This is a genomic window from Sphingobacterium paludis, assembly GCF_004364125.1.
GTDB classification, from domain to species: Bacteria; Bacteroidota; Bacteroidia; order Sphingobacteriales; family Sphingobacteriaceae; genus Sphingobacterium; species Sphingobacterium paludis.
In genome coordinates this window covers 177,399-197,350 of the sequence record NZ_SNZV01000008.1, presented here as the reverse complement: position 1 = coordinate 197,350, position 19,952 = coordinate 177,399, and the positions used below count along the sequence as shown (strand labels likewise).

At 41.9% G+C, this 19,952-nt stretch carries 17 protein-coding genes; 5 read left to right on the top strand and 12 right to left on the bottom strand.

Annotated elements, in window-relative coordinates; genetic code table 11:
* Window positions 1-76: 76 nt before the first annotated feature.
* From ccsA to B0I21_RS16265, 3 genes are all read right to left on the bottom strand, one after another.
* A complete protein-coding gene (gene ccsA, locus B0I21_RS16275) occupies window positions 77-2,542 on the bottom strand; it encodes a cytochrome c biogenesis protein CcsA (RefSeq protein WP_133641539.1) in 2,466 nt (821 codons plus the stop codon).
* Window positions 2,543-2,820: 278 nt separating this feature from the next.
* A complete protein-coding gene (locus B0I21_RS16270; protein WP_133641538.1) occupies window positions 2,821-3,222 on the bottom strand; it encodes a cytochrome c maturation protein CcmE domain-containing protein in 402 nt (133 codons plus the stop codon).
* A gap of 208 nt (window positions 3,223-3,430) precedes the next feature.
* A complete protein-coding gene (locus B0I21_RS16265) occupies window positions 3,431-4,654 on the bottom strand; it encodes a dicarboxylate/amino acid:cation symporter (RefSeq protein WP_133641537.1) in 1,224 nt (407 codons plus the stop codon).
* A 55-nt stretch (window positions 4,655-4,709) separates the two neighbouring features.
* Between B0I21_RS16265 and mnmD the strand changes: the two genes are divergently transcribed.
* Entirely contained in the window at window positions 4,710-5,378 is a 669-nt protein-coding gene (mnmD, locus tag B0I21_RS16260) for a tRNA (5-methylaminomethyl-2-thiouridine)(34)-methyltransferase MnmD (protein WP_133641536.1), read from the top strand.
* A 637-nt stretch (window positions 5,379-6,015) separates the two neighbouring features.
* Here mnmD and B0I21_RS16255 read toward each other — a convergent pair.
* From B0I21_RS16255 to B0I21_RS16240, 4 genes are all read right to left on the bottom strand, one after another.
* Window positions 6,016-6,519, bottom strand: coding sequence for an FKBP-type peptidyl-prolyl cis-trans isomerase (locus B0I21_RS16255; RefSeq protein ID WP_037499280.1), 504 nt, complete (start codon window positions 6,517-6,519; stop codon window positions 6,016-6,018).
* Between the two features lie 5 nt (window positions 6,520-6,524).
* Window positions 6,525-8,555 (bottom strand): thioredoxin domain-containing protein, encoded by a 2,031-nt coding sequence (locus B0I21_RS16250; RefSeq protein ID WP_133641535.1) that lies wholly within the window; start codon window positions 8,553-8,555, stop codon window positions 6,525-6,527.
* A gap of 95 nt (window positions 8,556-8,650) precedes the next feature.
* Entirely contained in the window at window positions 8,651-9,148 is a 498-nt protein-coding gene (locus tag B0I21_RS16245) for a SixA phosphatase family protein (RefSeq protein WP_133641534.1), read from the bottom strand.
* 124 nt (window positions 9,149-9,272) lie between these two features.
* A complete protein-coding gene (locus tag B0I21_RS16240; protein ID WP_166637885.1) occupies window positions 9,273-10,046 on the bottom strand; it encodes a glycosyltransferase family 2 protein in 774 nt (257 codons plus the stop codon).
* Window positions 10,047-10,282: 236 nt separating this feature from the next.
* On the opposite strand from B0I21_RS16240, the gene B0I21_RS16235 reads away from it, so the two are divergent.
* A complete protein-coding gene (locus B0I21_RS16235) occupies window positions 10,283-11,152 on the top strand; it encodes a glycosyltransferase family 2 protein (RefSeq protein WP_166637884.1) in 870 nt (289 codons plus the stop codon).
* Window positions 11,153-11,369: 217 nt separating this feature from the next.
* Here B0I21_RS16235 and B0I21_RS16230 read toward each other — a convergent pair whose 3' ends face one another.
* A complete protein-coding gene (locus B0I21_RS16230; RefSeq protein WP_133641531.1) occupies window positions 11,370-12,359 on the bottom strand; it encodes a glycosyltransferase in 990 nt (329 codons plus the stop codon).
* 434 nt (window positions 12,360-12,793) lie between these two features.
* Here B0I21_RS16230 and B0I21_RS16225 point away from each other — a divergent pair, with 434 nt between their 5' ends.
* From B0I21_RS16225 to B0I21_RS16215, 3 genes are all read left to right on the top strand, one after another.
* Window positions 12,794-13,798: a hypothetical protein gene (locus B0I21_RS16225; RefSeq protein ID WP_133641530.1), complete on the top strand. Its 1,005-nt coding sequence runs from the start codon at window positions 12,794-12,796 to the stop codon at window positions 13,796-13,798.
* Between the two features lie 49 nt (window positions 13,799-13,847).
* Window positions 13,848-14,918, top strand: coding sequence for a glycosyltransferase family 4 protein (locus B0I21_RS16220; protein ID WP_133641529.1), 1,071 nt, complete (start codon window positions 13,848-13,850; stop codon window positions 14,916-14,918).
* 105 nt (window positions 14,919-15,023) lie between these two features.
* Entirely contained in the window at window positions 15,024-15,614 is a 591-nt protein-coding gene (locus tag B0I21_RS16215) for a glycosyltransferase family 32 protein (RefSeq protein ID WP_243836176.1), read from the top strand.
* Here the strand turns inward: B0I21_RS16215 and B0I21_RS16210 are convergent.
* The 4 genes from B0I21_RS16210 to B0I21_RS16195 all read right to left on the bottom strand — a co-directional run bounded on the left by B0I21_RS16210 (window position 15,611) and on the right by B0I21_RS16195 (window position 19,951).
* A complete protein-coding gene (locus B0I21_RS16210) occupies window positions 15,611-16,714 on the bottom strand; it encodes a glycosyltransferase family 4 protein (RefSeq protein WP_133641527.1) in 1,104 nt (367 codons plus the stop codon). The two genes, B0I21_RS16215 and B0I21_RS16210, sit on opposite strands and share 4 nt — an antisense overlap.
* 23 nt (window positions 16,715-16,737) lie before the next feature.
* Window positions 16,738-17,757 (bottom strand): glycosyltransferase family 9 protein, encoded by a 1,020-nt coding sequence (locus tag B0I21_RS16205; protein WP_133641526.1) that lies wholly within the window; start codon window positions 17,755-17,757, stop codon window positions 16,738-16,740.
* An 11-nt stretch (window positions 17,758-17,768) separates the two neighbouring features.
* On the bottom strand, window positions 17,769-18,374 hold the full coding sequence (locus B0I21_RS16200; RefSeq protein WP_133641525.1) for a DUF4254 domain-containing protein: 606 nt from the start codon (window positions 18,372-18,374) through the stop codon (window positions 17,769-17,771).
* Window positions 18,375-18,469: 95 nt separating this feature from the next.
* The gene (locus tag B0I21_RS16195) at window positions 18,470-19,951 is read right to left on the bottom strand and encodes an NADH-quinone oxidoreductase subunit N (RefSeq protein WP_133641524.1); all 1,482 of its coding nucleotides are present in this window, start codon (window positions 19,949-19,951) and stop codon (window positions 18,470-18,472) included.
* Window position 19,952 lies beyond the last annotated feature (1 nt).

Sequence of the window (19,952 nt, the reverse complement as noted above, 5' to 3'; positions counted from 1 at the left end):
CTATTATCTATATACTACCATCTACCTAATACTATCTATATACTATATCTACCTACTATTATCTATATACTACCATCTATCTACTAACTCTGGCATCTTTCACGCGTCGATAGATCGACATTCCAAAGCCGATAGTCATGATGATTGTTCCGGCCCAGAAAAAGTTGATAAACGGGAATTTGATCGCTTTAAACACCACCCATTTCTTTTCTGGGAGAGGCTTTTGATAAAGCATAATCTCCAACTTATCTTCTTTAGGTAAAATGTTGGTAAAACGGAACCGTAAGCCTTGCTCGTTTACATCCTTGTTAAAATCATAACTATTGCCATCTTTGATCACAAACACAGGCTCCACCGGAAACTCTTTGTTATCCCCGGAGACAACTTTGATTTTAAGCCCTACAACAATATCGTCTGGACCTTTGGGGATGTTGTTTAGCTTAGCATCGTTGTTTATTCCTTCAATAACATAATAACCGTTTCGGTAGCGCAATGTATCGCCAATGCTTACCTGATAGGTCGCGGGTTCTTCGTAGTCCTCGTAACCTGTTTTTTCTTCTTCCGGAACATTGGCCGCTTTCGCCTGCGAGTCTGAAGCCGCGGCGGTAATCAACGTGTAGACATCGTGTGTAAACTCATGGTGTGTACCGGGCGTACCGATCAATCCACCCATATCCGGGTTGTTTTGGGCGTATGGACTTAACGTGAAAGACTTGGTCACGTTGCCACTTTCCTCATCAATCCGGTCGTACTTAATTTTATAATATACATTCGGCGGGGCTACGCTATCTCCAACATAGGTCACACGATACTCACCCATCTGCACGGGTTCACCCTCTGTTAAAAACAGGTTTTCGCCCGGATCCGAAAATTTGTCGCCCTCTTTACCAAAATTTTGAACCGCAATGTATTTACTTTCATTGATAGACATGACCTCATTTGTCGCCGCTGCAATCAGCGCGCCTAAAAGGAGTAAGGCAAAGCCAATGTGTGCAACTGCGGAACCGGCCAAGCGCCACTTGCCTTTCATAGCATCACCTAACACACGTAGGTTTGCCAATAAACAGAACACGCAGGTTAGTGTCAGCAAGATATACATCAGGTTCGTGTATACTTTGGCAAAATATACAATCAGACCCGCGATAATTAATGCCAGCACAAAGCTTGCAAATGTCGCGGCCCAGAATTTGCGTGTATCCGTTCGTTTGTATTTCAGAAATTGTGTGAACGCGGTTAATAGCATGACAACAACAGCGAATGCTCCCTGATATTTGTTGTAGTGTGGAACAGGGTCAATTGGTGGAGCCACTTTTGTACCGAAAAGCGCGTTAAACACCGGGATGGATGTGGTCGCAATCATCTGTACACAAGCCACCGTTAATACTAGCCCGCCGATAAACATCCAAAATTCTCTTGAATAAATATCTTCTTCTTTTTGTGTAGAAGGCATTTCTTTGTTGCGCCATACTAAAAACACAATCATCAACAGCAAAAAGCAAAGGTTGAAAGCTATTAATTGCCCCGACATGCCTAAGCTAGTGAAGGAGTGTACAGATGTTTCTCCAAGTACGCCACTTCGGGTGAGGTACGATGCATAGATAACCAATACAAAGCTGATGAGCGCTAGAAATGTCGCTGTGAAAAAACCGTGTCCAGAATTTTTAAAGGCAACCATCACGTGTACGGCTGCGATTAACGTTAGCCAGGGAATAATAGAAACATTCTCGACAGGATCCCAAGCCCAAAAGCCGCCAAAGTTCAACGCTTCGTAGGCCCAAAACGACCCCATGATGATACCGGCACCCAATACCATAACAGCGAAGAGCGCCCAGGGGAGTCCTGGCGTTATCCACTCTTTAAAACGTTTGGTCCATAAGCCTGCCGCAGCGTAGGCAAATGGAACGATCATCGACGCAAAACCCAAGAACAGTGTAGGCGGGTGGATAACCATCCAGTAATTTTGGAGGGTCGCATTCAGTCCGCTTCCATCCGCGATCATAGAAAGATAATTGGGATCGCTAAATATCGGCGCTTGCAGTGCATCTCGAAGAAGAATAAACGGTGAGCTGCCAAATCTCGAACCTAGTATCTCTACACCAATCAACATGGACGCTAGAAATGTTTGGCTAAGCATGACAAATGTCATGACAGGGGCTTCCCAACTTTTTGCTCTAAACAGTAAAACGGCACCCAAAAGCACCTGCCAAAACATCCATAGCCAAAAACTTCCTTCCTGGCCTTCCCAAAACGATGAAATTATAAAGTGTGTTGGTAGGGACCGCGAGGAGTGTGCCCATGCATAGTGGTATTCAAAAAGGTGATTGTAAATAATATAAAATAGAATAGCCCCTATGCTCACAACAGATAGCAGGTTTGTCCAGAAGCCTATGCGGCCTAAGGTATTCCAAGATTTGTTGTCCGGCTCTCGCGTTGCAAAGAAGTAACTTATACAAGAGAGGATGGCAGAACCGAAAGATAGGATAACAAAAAACTGTCCTATTTTTCCGGGTAAGAGATGCTCGCCAACGTAATTAACGTCCATTATTCGAAGTGAAAATTAAAAATTAAAAATTTAAAAGTGATAAGTCAAAAGTCAGAAGTGATAAGTCAAAATTATCTTTGATGAGCTTGCTACGCTCGGTTTAAAAGTGATAAGTCAAACCTGACAATTGAAAAGTCAAAAGTGATAAGTCAGAAGTCAAAATTATCTTCGATAAGCTCGCCACGCTCAGTTTAAAATTCAAAAATTGACTAAGAGACCCCTGTATTACATCTACGGGTAGAAGAAGATTTAGCTATTGCTCTGCCACCCTGCAATACCTACAAAGATGCTGTTGTCTCAATCACCTCTACTTGATCCTTATTGTATTTTGAAGGACATTTCATCAAAATCTTACTGGCAAGGAATACATTTCCATCCATTTTTCCAGTCAAAACAATTTGTTCCGAACGTTCAATGTCCTGCGGTTTTGATCCGTTGAACACTACTTGACATTCCACGCTATCATTATCATACATGTAAAATGAAAAATGATTTGCATCGGTGACCGGATCGTAATGTAGCGTTTTCCCTTTATTCAAAACCCCAACCACATAAAGCTCCGTGTTTTTCTCTTTTGCTTCTGTAAAAGTAGAATACGTACTGGAGTCTGTGTAGATAACCAAAATCATGGAAATCGCCACAGCGATAATAACAATTAAGATAATTGAGCTTTTCTTCATAGTGCACTATCTCTAAATAAAATACAAAATTACAAAATGCTTTCGCATGAAAGGAATTTGTCAAATAATGACTATTATTTAGAATTGTTCTACGCAATTAATCTGGTTTATTGATTTGTTTGGTAACTAATGTGTTATGGGATATGGAGTTGTTTTGTAGATAGCTATTTGAGCTTGAGAGCGAAGCAATATTACATGAAGCTAACAATTAAGCAATAGGGGGGGCAAATTTTTCATTCGACAGTCGCGTAACAAGCATGGCGGCTACGGTATCTGCGGTAGCATTCAAAATAGTAGCTAGCGGATCCACCAGCGTTCCAATAATCATAACAGCAGGGATAGCCTCATTAGGCAACCCATATACAGAAATCATCAGCATTTCGCCCATGTAGCCGCCGTTGGGTATCCCTCCGGCTACGATCGTCACCAGTACCGTAATACCTATTGCGGTGATCATGGTGTTCCATTCAAAAAAGTTCCAGCCAAGCATCGAGAACGCGACGTAAATTTTGAGGATGGAGGAAATGGCGGAACCATTTTTATAAAGGGTGTTACCCAGCGGAATCACGACATTCGCAATTGCTGGGGGGATGCCTATCTTTTTTGCTGCTGCTAGGTTGGCGGGCATAGTCGCCAAACTACTGCAGGTGCTCAACGCGGTTAAGGAAGGGACAATATTATTTTTCCAAAATAAAGCTGGCCCCTTCTTACCATAAGCTAAGAAGGCGTAGAGGCTAAAAAACACGAAAAAGAAAGCGATTCCAAAACTATAATATAAGGCCATTGGTTTTGCGTAGAAACCAAAGAGCTGTGGTCCTATCGTTTTCACCTGATAAGCAAAATAGGCCCCTAATCCGATAGGTGCAGCCTTCATCAACAGTATCAACAGTTGTTTCATCACTTCGTTGCCAGCATTAAGAAAGGATGTGAAGGCTGTGGCTGTGGCACCTGCCCGTCGGGCCGCAATGCCGATCAGGAAGGAAAAGATTACAAATGCAAGCATACTTTGCCTGGAGAGAAGATTGCCAAATTCTTCAACCGTGAGGAACTTTACAATGCGTTCACCCCAGCTGCTGTCGTCGGATGCGGGGCTCTCTAGTGCACCGGCGTTCGTCGATAACGAGCTGACGGGAAAAAAATAGAGCACAACGATGGTCGCTATGGAGGCTAGCACAATAGTCGTCAAAAACACCACGCTCATTAAGCCGATGATCTTGCCGAGTTTGTTTTCGCTCTGTATATTGGCAACGGCAGATGAAATAGCAAAAAATAGTAGCGGAATAATGGATACGAAAAGCAGGTTTAGGAAAATGTCACCTAGTGGTTTGATATAGTCTACAACATGCGGTATAACAAGGCCTACAATACTTCCCAGAGCAATGCCCAGCAGGAGCAACAATATACTTCCATAATTTTGAATAATCTTCTGCATGCGAAAGCTAAAGTACTTGTTTTTTCTTTAGTTTTGCGATAAAAAAGCCACAAGCATGGAATTTGTAATCACGGGAGATGGGTCTAATACACTTTATCACCCAGAGATCGGAGAGCATTATCATTCTAAACATGGTGCACTTCAAGAAAGTCGACATGTGTTTCTAGACATGGGCTTGCATCATTTTTTAGCGAAGGAAGAAACGAATGAAGTTTCGGTGTTGGAGGTGGGTTTTGGTACGGGGTTAAATTTCTTATTAACAGCGGACGATGCGACGCGACGTTCGTTGCAGCTGCACTACTGCGGCATTGAAGCTTATCCCCTACCAACCGATGTTATTTTTGCGACGGGTTATCACCGCTTTGTACAACCTGCAACTTGGGCCGCTTTTATGCAAAACTATGCACAGGCCTTAACGACGGAGGTTGATTTCGCGGAACATATACGTCTTAAAATTGCGCATGAGAAGCTGATGGACTTCCAGACGGATGATCAGTTCGATGTGCTGTACTTTGATGCGTTTGCAGCTATCCACCAACCGGAGATGTGGAGCGATCAGTCGTTGGCACATATTTGTTCCTACTTAAAACCCGGCGGCATTTTCGTTACTTACGCCATTACTGGCAACCTGAAAAGATCCATGAAAGCTCTGGGCTTTACTGTGGAGAAAGCACCCGGGGCGCCTGGCAAACGTGAGATGTTACGCGCGACAAAGGTTGGTTAGTATTGCGTATTGCGTAGTGCGTAATGCAAAAAAGAACGTCATTGCGAGCCTGAGGAACGATGGCGCGGCAATCTAATGCGATTGGAGATAGTAGTAGATAGTACTTAGTAGGGAGATTGGGGTATTGCGTAATGAGTTCTGGAGTTTGCTAACTTCGACGTCACTGCCTTTCCCTCCCCAATCCCTTCCGCCGCTCGCCGCGGCAAGGCATTACTTTTGGGGACAAAAGTAACCAAAATCCTTCGTCTCCTTCAGGTGCTTTGTCGCGCAGCCCATCCCGCGCAAAGCAAATGTTTGTCAAAGCTGAAATCATATCGAAATCATTGTATACTGATTTCGATATGATTTCTAGGCTTTGTCCTACTTCAAATCCCCAAACATTTCCCTTACCTCCGAGCACTGGAATGATACATTGTAGGCTTGTTGAGTAGTGGGTAATGCGTAGTGCGTAATGAGATAAGATGGGTGATTAAACGCTTTCGTCATTGCGAGCCTGAGGTACGATGGCGAGTAATGTGTAAAATCCAAATCATAAACGGCAGAAGAAGTTTGAACATACCATTAATAAATCAAAAGGCCACATCAGCAGCATAAATGCGCGGATGTGGCCTTTTAAAATTATATAGAAATGTCTCTACTATTCGTGTCCTGAATGACCGTCAGCGCCGTGCGCATGTCCGTGCGACAATTCTTCTTCCGTTGCTGGACGAACGCCTAAAACTTCAATGTCAAAGTTCAAGGTTTTTCCAGCCATTGGATGGTTAAGGTCTGCAATCACGGCCTCTGGTGTAACTTCAATTACTACCGCGCGAAACTGGTTTCCTTGGTTGTCTTGCAACGGCAATACTTCGCCAACTGGTGGAAGGCCTGTTTCGTTAAACATATCGGCAGGAAGCTGCGCTACTGCGCGATCATCCTTCTCGCCGTATGCATCAACTGCACTTAACGTGAACGATGTTTTATCGCCCTCGCCAAGGCCTGCAATGTTTTCTTCAAACTTAGGCAACATCATACCTACGCCATATAGAAAAGTCAAAGGGTTTTCATTTGTCGTCTCTTCCACAAAAGTTTTCTCTCCGTTTTCTTCGATTGTGTGAAGTTTGTAATTCAACGTGACTACGTTGTTGTTTTCTATTGCCATCTTGTTTAATTTATTTGGGATGAATCCCTGTTATCATTTAACAACTGTAGCAGGTCTACCACAGACTTTTGTGGTAAGCTACAGGTCTTATTTCGACAAAGGTATGCTTTTGATTCCAAACCTTCTTTATCCATTAACAATGGTAGGCTACTTTTTGTTCCTCCTATCGTAATTTTATTTGGGATGTACTGCCTATCCAGCTCTTCGCGCCACGCGTTAGCATGCGCTCCAGTGAGCGCAATTTCATTCGTTCCGTAAACATGTTCGAGCAGTTGTATCGCCCAATTCGAATAGGCCGAACCATATTGTTTAATTTGTGGAAAGACGTTAGCAAACACCTGATCGGCTATAGCGAGGTAATCTTCTTGGTCGAACAGTGTTGCCAGTCGATACAGGTTGCGCACCATGCAGGAAGATGATGCTGGAATAACGTTATCCATGATTTCACTCTTGCGGGTGATCAATTTATCGCCAGCAGCTTCGGAGGTATAGTAGAACGTTGCTTCTGCAGGATCATAAAACAGGGTAATCGCCTGATCCGTCATGGATTTCGCCTTGGACAACCAGTTTTCTTCAAAGGTGGCTTCATATAAGGCAATCAAACTTTCTATGGTAAAGGCATAGTCGTCCAAAAAGCCAGCTATTGCTCTATTTCGATCAGCGGGTTGATGGAGAAGTGCTTCTTCCGAAAAGCAGTTTTTTGCGATAAAGTTGGCTGTTTGTGTGGCGAGTGCCAGGTACTCTTGTTTTTGGAATACGCGGTAAGCGTCAACAAATCCTTTTATCAGAAGGGCGTTCCAAGTTGTGAGTTGTTTGTGATCCAATCCCGGCCTAACACGCTTTTCGCGGTAGGCATACAGTTTCTGTTTGATTTCCTGTAGGTAGCTGTGCCATTCTTCCGGGGCAAAGCCGCTTTCTGAAGCGAGTTGGTCGGCTTCCATATCGCAATGTAACACATTGGTATGTTCTTCCTGCCAGTTTCCGGATTCGGTGATATTGTAGTACGCCAGAAACAGGGACGCATCGTCTCCAAGAATGTCTTCTATCTCTGTCTTGCTGAAGCTGTAAAATTTTCCTTCCACGCCTTCACTATCTGCATCGAGTGCAGCAAAGAATCCACCGTTTTCGGCTTGCATTTCCCGTTGAGCCCAGGCGATTGTTTCCGAAACGACGCGTTCGTATTTGCTATTTGGCTTTTGTTGGTAGGCCTCCGCATAAAGGGAAATAAGCTGGCCATTGTCGTATAGCATTTTTTCAAAATGCGGGATATGCCATTTTCCATCGACGGAATACCGGGCGAAGCCGCCACCGATATGGTCGTAAATGCCACCATTCGCAATTTTCTCTAGCGTGAAATGCACATGCCGGAGAACAGGTTGATCGTTGGCAAGTACCGCATAACGCAAGAAAAACAGCCAATTATTAGGTAGCGGAAATTTAGGAGCACGCGTGTAGCCGCCGTCGTTATGATCAAACTGCGCGACCCAAGGCTGCACGATTTCCTCTAAATCAGCGATGGAATAGGCTGCAGGGATTGGCGCTATAGGCAAGCGCTCTGCTTTATGTATGCCCGCCGTCAAGCGATTCGCATAATCAATAGCAACATCGGGCGTCTCTTCCCACATCTGTGCAATCTGGAGCAGCACCTGTTGCCAGTCTTGCGGCCTAAAATAGGTGCCGCCATAGATAGGGCGACCGTCTGGCAGGCAGATACAGTTTAGCGGCCAGCCTCCTGCGTTTGTCATCAGTTGCACAGCAATCATATAAATTTGATCGATATCTGGGCGCTCTTCGCGGTCTATCTTAATGGGTACAAAAAAGCGATTCATCGTTTCGGCTATCGCCTCATTTTCGAAGCTTTCCCGTTCCATGACATGGCACCAATGGCATGCAGAATAACCGATGCTGATAATAATAAGCTTGTTTTCTTCATTGGCCTTCTGCAGGGCTTCATCGCCCCATGGCATCCAGTCTACTGGGTTGTGCGCGTGTTGCTGTAGGTAAGGAGAGTTTTCCTGTGCGAGTTTATTTGCCATAGAAACGAAGTTACATAAATTTTAAACACTGTAGATATGGGCTGTGAGGCGCTGCTTTGCCGGAAATGCTGTTGATCAAAACACAACTAAAAAGTCTATTCTTCAATAATGAGCTCCAAGTGTGCTGTATTCGCGGATAACGTTGAATAATCAAGTCCTTCATCCAACGTCAGGCAGGCAACGTGCGATGTTTTCAGATTGATATATTCATCCGCTACGTAATCAACTAAATCAGATAGTCCAGGGTTGTGACCAAACAGCAGCACGTGATCGTAGTTGGCTGATACTTGATTTAGACGTTTGAGTATCTGCAGATAATGCGCCTCGTAAATAGTAGGCTCCCAAACTATTTTTTCCGCTGGATAGCCTAGGCTTTGCGCAAAAATTTTTGCTGTTTGCGCAGCGCGATTCGCTGTAGATGATATAAACAATGTCCGTTCATCGATCTGTGGAATTTTGGATTTAATTTTTTCGGCTACGAGCAGCGAGCGCGCTATCCCTTTCTCTATAAGATCACGATCGAAATCTTCTTTAGAAAATGAATGCTCCTCTGCCTTTCCGTGTCTGATTATATATAGTTTCTTCGATTTCATGCTTAAAGGTAACAATGTATAGGGATAAAACGACATATTTCAATTCAGGGAATCATACGCTACATTGCTACTATGCGTTTAAATACTTAATCTCTTTGTTAGTAACATAGGTCTTTTATGGCATCTATTGAAACTTTTTGACACCTAGGGCTCGTAATAGTTTGAAAGCTTTATTTGACTGAATTTTTTTTAAGCGTTCTGTAGCTTCCGCTATCTTTTCGTAATCTTCTAAGAACAATGGGAACTCCCTCTCCAAAAAAAGCTTTCTTTCGGTTAATATTGCAGCTATGTTTTCAACCTGAGAGCTTAATCCATCCGTATCGAAGTCCGCGATAACCATTGGAATATGCTTCGTAGTTACATTTTCTTTTACTATAGTTTTCATAAAAAACACCCAATCCGCCGCTATTCTAAAACTTGTATCATAATATCCGTATTTATCAAACAAACTTTTCTTAATAAACGTGGCAGGGTGTCCTAAAGAGGCATTGAGTAAAAAACTAAATGTGAGTTTAGCAGGATAATTGTATACGTACGGTTTATCAGCTGACACGAAAAGTAGGTCGCCATAAATTATGTCGAAGTGCTCAAGATGTTTTAAAATACCGGATAATGTATCATCATCGTGTAGTATATCTCCACTATTCAGGAACAGAACATACTCACCACTAGCGATCGCTATTCCCTTATTCATTGCATCATAAACACCAGTGTCAATCTCGCAAATGCATTTATTTATTCGGTTGTTGGACTTGATATCTTCCCGACTTCCATCGCTAGACAAACCATCCACAACGATATACTCGAACTGTTGGAAGCTTTGCATCAAGATTGAATTGAAGGTCTTTTGAAGTCCTTTGCGGTTGTTTAAGTTAATAGTTACTATAGATAGCTTCACGTGTTTATATAAATTCAATAAAAGAAAGACTAAAAGTAGCATCTTTTTTCAACCTTTTTATGTCGGACCTCTTAAAATTCCTGCGTGGTATTACCTCAGATTTCATTTTCTAGCTCAGGGTTTCGAAAAATATAGTGGCTTCAATACAAATTATGGGAGTGAGCAATTAGAAATTTTTCTTTCGGATTTTGAATCATCGAATTATGGCTTTCATCAGTTTTTTAACACTTTTGTGTATGGTCGTAAACAAATTACCATTGGTCAGTATTGTCATACCTTGCTACAACGCTGAAAAGACAATTCACGAAACACTGAATTCGGTGCTTTTACAAACTTATAACAATATAGAGATTATCGTTGTTGACGATGGTTCTACTGATGGTAGCTTGAAAGCCATTGATTCCTTTTTAGCTGGTCAACTTAAAGTCCGTATAATAACTCAACATAATTGCGGTCAGTCTAAAGCAAGAAACAACGGGATGTATGCGTGTGATGGAGAGTATGTTATGTTTTTAGACGCTGATGATATGTTAGCCCCTGCATATGTTTCCGAATGTGTGGATGTATTTCAATCATTTCCCGAAACGCTGTTGGTATACAGTGATGTGCAGCTCTTTGAACGAGAGACGGGTAAACTTCATTTGGATACGTTTATTTTAAGACAGTTTTTATTGCGGAATTGCATTCCATCATTTTGTATGCTGCGAACGGAACAAATTAAAGAGGCCGGCGGATTTGACGAAACGATGCGAAATAATGAAGATTGGGAGTGTTGGATAAGAATCATTGCTCGTTTTCGCGGCAGTGTCGTGAAAATTCCGAAAGCACTTTATTTCTACAGAAAACGCCTTTCAGCAGATTCGGTCACTGACTTAAGCAATTTTAGGAATGAGGTCGATCAAGTCTTTTTCTATATTTACAGTAAGAACTATAGCTTTTATCAGCAAAATAACTTGAGTATTTCGGATTTAGTGGCTTTCGCTTTTGATCGTGCGGCTTGGAAAAGACGATACTATAATGTATGGTATCGTCGGATATTTTATATGGTATTTAAGAGATCGAAATATCGCGCGCTTTCCAATAAGAACACACTCTTTTTTGAATAAGGTCAGAATAGAAATGTATCAGCCTTTAGAGACTCCATGATCTGACGTAATAAATCAAGGTAAGTATCGTTTCTTATATTCATCTATTTAATAGTGAACGCTAGAAATAGATTTTAATCTCTTTCAAATGCTCGTTATGTTAGCCGCATTTCAGAATGCTTATTAATAGTTTTGTCTCGCCGACCGGCAATTTCTGACGCGAAGGTGGATTGTTATTTTATTTTTTTTCGCACGAAGTTCTCAGAGTGGGGCTATTTGCTAGTTTAGCTATTTGGCGTTTGTTCGTAAGCTTGTCAATTAATCGGGTAAAGTGACCGCGAATAGGGTAGGATTTCAAAAATTCATGCAGAAGATCGTTGAAAATACCAGTGACCTGTTTAATGATCAAATCTTGCTGCGAAGTGGTTGGTTCTGTCAGTAGTCTATTATGTCGGATTGCTAACTGCTTAATTCTCCACTTATACCTCGAGAAATTATACTTGGCAAGAGAAAATTGGTTATATAACTGTGATTTAGAATCTTCGTTTAGAGGGAATGATACGCCGCCCAATTGTTGATCGTTGTGCTCTCTGTAGAAGAACAATTTCTTGTCGATCATCGCAAAGGAGTTTTCACGACTTGATACTAGCGTGATCCATTCGTCATGTTCCATATTGAGTGCGTTGGGAATGGGTAATACGTTACTGACGTAACTTTGACGTATGGCTATTGAAGCGCCCGTCACAATATTTCCACATTGGCAAACATGGGAAAAGAAGTCTATATCTTCGTTTTGTTCGGAGAGTATTTTGGGAACGTCCCAAAGCGTCAAGGAGGGCTGAATAATTCCTTCGTCATTAATTATGAAACCATTAGAAGCGACAACCATAACCGCCGGATTCTTGTTTAAAAAATCCACATATTCTTCAACTTTAGTTTTTACCCAAATATCATCTTGATCGCTCAGGAAAATTAAATCGTTGGAACACATGCTGATAGCTTTATCGAAGTTTTTTTTACTGCCTAGATTGATGGGGTTTTGGATAACTTGGACGATGCCGGGAAATTTAATTCTGTATTGTTCCAAAATTTCCGGGGTTAAATCTGTAGAACCGTCATCACAAATTATTACTTCATGTACACTGTATGTTTGCGATAATATTGAGGCTAATTGTTTATCAATATATTTCGCTCCGTTATAAGTACACAATGCTACCGAAATTTTCATTTTTATATTTAAAATAAGATGATTCTTTCAAAATGGTAATACCATAAAAAATCTTTGGTATTGCTCTTTACTGCTTAAAACGCTTTAGAATGATTAATGGCTACAATATAGATAATATTGTCTTAACACAACTTAAAGTTTGAGAATGTACAGAATGTTGAGGGATGGAATAAGTTTTTAGGGAATCAATAATTGAACTGTTCTTGTAAAAGGTATGCAAATAAGGTCTCCATACTCATATCTTTCAAATAATATGCGGTGACGGTGTTTTCAAGAGAATAAACTTTTCATCAGTTGCATAGTTTAAGGGAGCCGTAACGATCTAACTTCTATACTTTGATGGTTAGAAATTGACATTATGTGTAGCGATATCCAGATTTGGTACGTTTTCTGTGACATAATTCGTTTAGAAATTGAAACTTAACAATTCTGCCGTGAAAAATAAGAGTATTGTATTAGTTATTCCGTTGCATTTTGAACTTTACAAAGATTTAATATTATCCTTGCAGAAGGCTGGGTTGGATGTTATATTCCTTTTTATTACCGATAAGCCGTTTAAATACAGAGATTTTGCCGAGCATTTTAAAAGTTTTGTTTATAAAAACTTTTTGGGGCAGAAAAACTTTAAAAAGCAGCTTATATTTCACCATGAAAATGAAAATCTGATCTCGCAGCTTGATAAAATTGAGCAAAGGGTCGATTATGCGCTTATTATTCGGTCGGATCTACTCAGTGTGGATACTTTAATGCACATTAAATCTAAAGTGGACAAAATGATTGCATATCAATGGGACGGTTTAAATCGTTTTCCATCCGTTTTTGATAGGATCAGCATTTTCGATAAATTTTACGTGTTTGATCATAACGACTATCAAAACTATTCGCCTGCCTATGACAACCTGTTGCTTACGACCAACTTTTATTTGGAAGTGCCAAAAACAGAAAATGTTGTCGTTCGGCCTAAAAGTATCTGTTTTGTTGGAAGCTATCTCGAAAACCGAATGCCCTACATTCAAGAGCTCACAGATTTCCTTAAGCAGGAGAATTTCGAAATAGATATTAAGCTCTTATGTAGTCAGGATAAAGTTGCTGAAATGTATGAAGATTCCGGAATTGAATTTATCTCCAATCCGTTGACCTATTCCGAAATGCTTCGACATGTACAACGCTATGAAGTGATCCTAGATTTTGATAATTCAGTTATCCATCAGGGCTTGTCATTTCGAATTTTTGAAGCGCTTTTCTACAATAAAAAAATCATTACCAACAATGCGCTCGTTAAGAAATATGATTTTTACCACCCTAATAATGTATTTATTTGGGAAAGTGAAAACCTTCATCGATTGGGGCTTTTCTTAAATGAGCCTATGGTCAATATCGATTTGAAAATCATAGAAAAATATTCCTTTAACAACTGGATCAAAAAAATTTTAGCGTAGCCATTTTTATTCGATAAAGAAAACGCTACTTTTGTCGGTATAGTGGTCTATGGAACAACTACAAATCTTGTTTGATGCAGAGCGGATGAAGTATCCGCATACTGGACTGTATCATTTCTGCCTTAATTTGGGTCTAGCTTTACAAGACCTTGCTCCCGATAACGCCTCCCTTACTTTTTTTCTAAACAAACAAGTCGAGAAGCCTTTTCAGGTTGGAGCCAGATATATCCCGCAGCATTCCCACCAAAAATTCTTGAAACCTCGGTTCAGCCAGTTTGATGTTTGGCATAGTACGTTTCAGTTAACGGCCTATTTGCCTGCAGACAGACGGGTAAAGGTATTATCAACCATACACGATTTAAATTTTCTGAAAGAAGGAAAATCTGAACAGAAGGTGGCGCGGTACCTCAAGAAAATTCAGGCTTTAATTGATCGATCCGATGTCGTGGTAGCCATTTCTAATTACGTGAAAAGCGATATCGAACACTATTGTTCCCTTGACGGCAAAACAGTTCATGTCATTTACAACGGAAATAATATAAATGAACAGCTGCTCCTGGATACGGAAAAAAATGCGCCCTTAGTTCCTGAAGATTATATCTATAGCATAGGAACGATAAATAAGAAAAAAAATTTTCACGTGCTCTTGTACCTTTTGGTGGGTAATAACCTCAAACTGGTAATTTCAGGTATTGTGCATGAGCCTGAATATTTACAAAAAATACAGACACTAGCTGCGAGTTTGGGTGTAAATGACCGCGTTATCATAACAGGTCCTGTTTCGGAGGCAGATAAATATAATTATTTGGCCAATTGTTCTGTTTTTGCATTTCCTTCGATCACTGAAGGCTTTGGTCTGCCTGTTATTGAAGCGATGAGCTTCGGCAAAAAGGTATTGCTATCCAAGTTTACGTCTCTACCAGAGGTTGGGGGCGAGGAGGCTTTTTACTTAGAAAGCATGGATGAAGAATACCTGTCAGACTATGGTCGGAACAACTTGATTAAACTTATTCAGACACCGACGCGTGTGGATGAAATTAAAGCATGGGCTTCGCAATTTTCTTGGGAAAAAGCTGCCGCCAAATATTGGCGATTGTATGCAACCTTGTCGAATCGATAGACCTTATAATTTTATCTTTCTCCTATGGCGATACCAAAAGTAATTTATCAGACGTTTAAAACTTCTAAGATTCCTTTCATAACACGCTTTTATATCTGGCGTTTTATGCGAAAGAATCCGGGATACGTACATGAGTTTTATGATGATGCCCGTATTGACGCGTTTATTCGGAATGCTTTCGACATTGAAGTTTACGAGGCCTATGCACGTTTGCAGATTGGAGCGGCGAAAGCTGACTTTTTCCGCTATGCGATCTTGTATAAGAAGGGGGGCATTTACCTCGATTTAGATAGTGATATTTCCGGGGGGCTGGATCGGCATATCACGGAAGCAGATCAGGCGGTCATTACTAAAGAAAAAAACCATCCGGAGTATTACGCGCAATGGGCGCTTATTTACGAAAAAGATCATCCTTTTCTTAAGCGCACCATAGCGTATATCGTTTCTAATATTCAAAAAAATGCTTTTCCACACGATGTGCATGCCATGACGGGCCCATCTATCTATACAAAGGCTATTCAGGATGAGCTGCATCTTAACCCAGCTGTTCCTTATAGAGTGGTGGAACATGATTATAACGGCTTCATGAAATTTAAATATAAGCTAGGCAAGATTTTGATCTACGGTGATCGATCCAAGCATTGGAAGAAATTGCAGAAGGTGATTCCGGTCGTGAAACCGTTAAGCAAAGATTAACTAAGCTCTTGATAAACTTTTATCCATTGTTCCGCCAACACATCATCATTAAATTGCTGCGCGTACTCCAGTCCTTTCGTTTTCATTTCTTCTTGCATTGAAGTGGATGAAAGCACAGCTTGTATCGCATGGCGTATTTCCTCACAATTCTTCGGGTTCACATAATAGGAAAAAGGCCCTGCTGCCTCAGGAAATACGCCTGAATTAGTCGTGATTACTGGTGTTTCCGAATAAAGCGCTTCGATGATGGGGATTCCAAAGCCCTCGTAGGTTGAAGGATAGACAAACAGTTTGGCCAGTTTATAGATTGCCGCAAGATCATCCATGCGCTCTACCTTCTTAAAGAGTATTTTATGTTGCATTTTCTTTTCAGCAACGTATTTTTTAATCTCCTCCGCATAGGCGGTCTCTTTGCCTATCATAACGAGCGGAACATCGAGATGTTCCAACGCCTTTACAATTTGGAAAGCATTTTTCCTCGGCTCAATAGATCCGACATTTAAAATAAAATCCGTAGGGAGTTCGTATTTCTGCCGTATGTTGTCCAAATGAGCTTGTAGCTTGACTTGCTGAAAGGCCGGATGACAGCCTTGGTAGATCACGTCGATCTGCCCATCGGGTATGCCAAAGAAATGCATGATGTCCATCTTAGTCTGCATGCTGATGGCTATGACCTTATTTGCATGCTTAGCAGCGTATTTGAATTTCTTTGCATAGATAATGCGGTCAAGAGGCTTGTAAAGTTCAGGGTGACGCAGAAATATCAGGTCGTGAATAGTGACAACGGACTGGATGCCTTGTTTCGTCAAGTTCATCGGAATCTCGCCGGATAAGCCATGAAAAATGTCGATAGCATCGTTTTTCAAATCCGTTGCGATGCCCCGGCTACGCCATAGGGAGGGTAGCATTTTGTTGATCCCATTTTCCGGAAAACGAATAGTAAACCCCTTGTCTAGATAGCGCGAAGGTCTTTTTGTCGTATAGAGGACATAATCGTTTGTGGGGTAATGCTCTTTTAATATGCGAAGGAGGTCGCGGCTGTAATTTCCTAAGCCGGATTGATTTTGAAAATATCGTTTTGCATCATACCCTATACGCATATTCCGTGTACTTAACTGAAAGCCTAACTTAAGCCGATCTCTTTTAAACGATCAATAACCATGTCTGTTGAAACCAAATCAATAGCTTCGACACCATCACATAGGCACGATTTATTGCCGTAGATCGAGCTGGGACGATTGGGATGTTCCACATGGATGCAATCATGTATTGATTGTCCATAACCCAAAAAGCCGGCATAAGGATGGGTGGCGCCCCAAATGGAAAGACATCGTGTGCCGACCAGCGAAGCCATGTGCATGCCAGATGAGTCCATACTTAGCATAAAATCAACGTTGCTGATGAGATCAAGCTCCGCGCTTACGCTCAGCTTTCCGATCGTACTGTGTACATGGGGATAACGCTCGCTCCACTGCGCTGCGGTTTCCTGCTCCTGTCTTCCGCCACCGAAAATATAGAAATGATGGGTCGGAAAGGCACGAAATACTTGATCCCAGTTCGAAGGTTTCCACACCTTGTAGGGATGTTGGGCGAAGGGGGCCACAGCAATATTTTTCCCGGAATGGTTGAGCAAGCTCTTGTAAGTTTCTGGAACGGGTCTATCTTTTTTCTTTAAGGTGTTTCCCAATTTCAGATGAAACCCTAAATGCCTGAACACATCTGCATAGCGCTCTACGGTAGGTCTTAGCGGCACCAGTATCTTATTCTTTCGCTTGGTAAGATCTTTCTTCTGGTGTCGTCCTTTATCCAGGATCCCAAGCCGGTAGCCTGCAGTCTTAAAAAATAAGGTCAGTATCTTCGACCGAATGTTGTTATGTAGATCAGCAACGTAATCGATCTTGTATCGTTTTAGTTCCTGAAAGAGACGCCACAGTCCTTTCGGACCTTTATGTTGTTCCTCCGGATATATGGGATGAAAGATGAGATTAGGAATGTCCTCGAAAAAAGCTTTGAAATGAAGTCTGCTGACCATCACCAATTCCACCTGTCGGTTTTGTGCCTGTAGCTCGCGCAATACCGAAGCCACCATGGCAACATCGCCCATGGCAGAAAAACGGGTGACCAACACTCTGACTTTTTTCATGCCGTTTAAAACTATTTTTGCAAGCCGTACAATACCGGATTTAATGAAGGGTCGTTATACATCTTCATTTGTTTGTACACCTTCATAAACCGATTTCCAGACTGGATATCAGCGAGCAACTCATCGATACTTAAAGAAAGGTCGCTACGTTGTTCCAACAATATGGATAGTTTAGCCTGACAGGCTTCGATATGGCTGGGAGCAGCATCTGTGCGCAACGTTTCCTGCTCCATGTGGTAAATCTTCAAAGCAAGGATCGATAAGCGGTCGATAGCCCAAGCAGGGCTTTCTGTATTGATGCGTGCGTGCGGCTTGGGTTGTACAGCATCAAAAAGACGTAAGTAGTAACTATCTATGTACTCTACTGTATCGGTACGAAATTGATTGGATTCGTCTATACGACGCTTCCAATATAAACCATCTTTCGGATCAATTGCCGGATCGCGCACGAGATCTTCCATGTGCCATTGCACCGTATCAATCCAGCATTTCAAATACAGTAAATGGTCAAGAGATGTACTATCGTAGGGATTTTCTATAGGATGATCGATCGTATCATGTTGATGGTATCGATCAATAGCTTGCTGAAAGATGGTGTTGGCAATTTCGCTGATCATAAGCGCAAAGATAAGAATAAATTCATTGTTAGAAACCTATTTTACAGTGGTGCCATTGTTCAGAAAAGTTGCTGGTCTACCTTGGTGTTACCGCTTTATGACGTAATCAGGTTAAGCAATATGCTGGGAAAAAGTCCTAGCAGAATCACACAGGCAGTCAATACATACCCCAGCCACACTAGTATTTTTGAATCGCTGGATACGATGTCCGGCGACTCATTGTTTTTAAGAAACGCATAAAATGGGATGCGGAAATAGTAAAATAGGGAAATTACCGCCGTCAGCGCACCGACGATAAGCAGGAAGAGCACAGCCCCCTCATCGGCCATCTGATACGTATCGAAAACCGCGGTAAACACCAATAGTTTACCGATAAAGCCGATAGTAGGGGGAAGGCCTACCAAGGAAACGGCTAGCACGGTTAACGACGTGAAGAGAATGGGCATTTTTCTTCCCAGCCCAGCATATGCTGAAAGTGCGGTCGAGCCTGTGCGCTCTTCCAGCGCATCGATGAAAATGAACGTTGCCAGATTCATCAACACATAGGCCATGATATAAAACAACAGGTATGGGTAATTTGCTTGATAAGCGAATACAGCCATCAGCAAAAATCCGGTGTGCCCAATAGAAGAATAAGCCATCAACCGTTTGATGTTTTTTTGTCGCAGTGCAGCCAGGTTTCCGACTAGCATACTCGTTATCGAGACAAAAAGGATAAACGAGGTTGTCAGATCAGAAAAATAGAAAGCGGTGGACGACCAGGCCGTATACAACCGTGTGAATAAGATTAGAGCACCAATTTTCGGAATGGTTGACAGAAATGCGGTAATGGCTGTCGGCGCACCCTCGTACACGTCGGGGCTCCACACGTGAAACGGTACAAAACTTAGCTTAAAACCAATGCCTACAAAAACGAAAAGCAAAGCAATGGTGAGGATGGGTTCAGGAGCTACCATCAGCCCTTGCAGTTGCTCTGGCGATTGGAAATCCAGGCTACCTGTAAGTCCGTAAATCAATGATAATCCATACAACATGACAGCCGCACACACGGATCCAAACAGCGCGTATTTCATCGCCGCTTCTGCTTGCGCTTTGTTTTGGGAAAAATAGCCTACCAAAACATAAGAAGCAATAGATACGGTCTCTATACCTATAAACGCGAGTATCCAATTGCTGCTGTTGCAAAGCACATTCATGCCCAGTATCGCTGCGAGTAAAATGCTGTAGACGTCGCCATTGTTACCGAGTTTATGGCGTTGCTGAATAAATAAGCCGATAATGCCTCCTCCCGTCGCAATGATTATGCGGGCATAGGTACTCAGCGGGTCAATCATCCACATGCCTGAAAATCCGGTAGCAACCGTCGGTAATTGTGCCTGTAAGAAGTATATCGTAATCAAGATCGTCAACAGGTAAACAGCGAACGTAAAATTTCGTAAACGCTTCCCCACAAATAAAGCACTTACTATCGTTGCGATAAACCCGCCAATAAGCAGCAATTCCGGCTTGAATAACGGAATGGATGCCATGATTTGGTCAAGTACGTCGGTAATAGGAGCGGTCACAGTATACGTCATT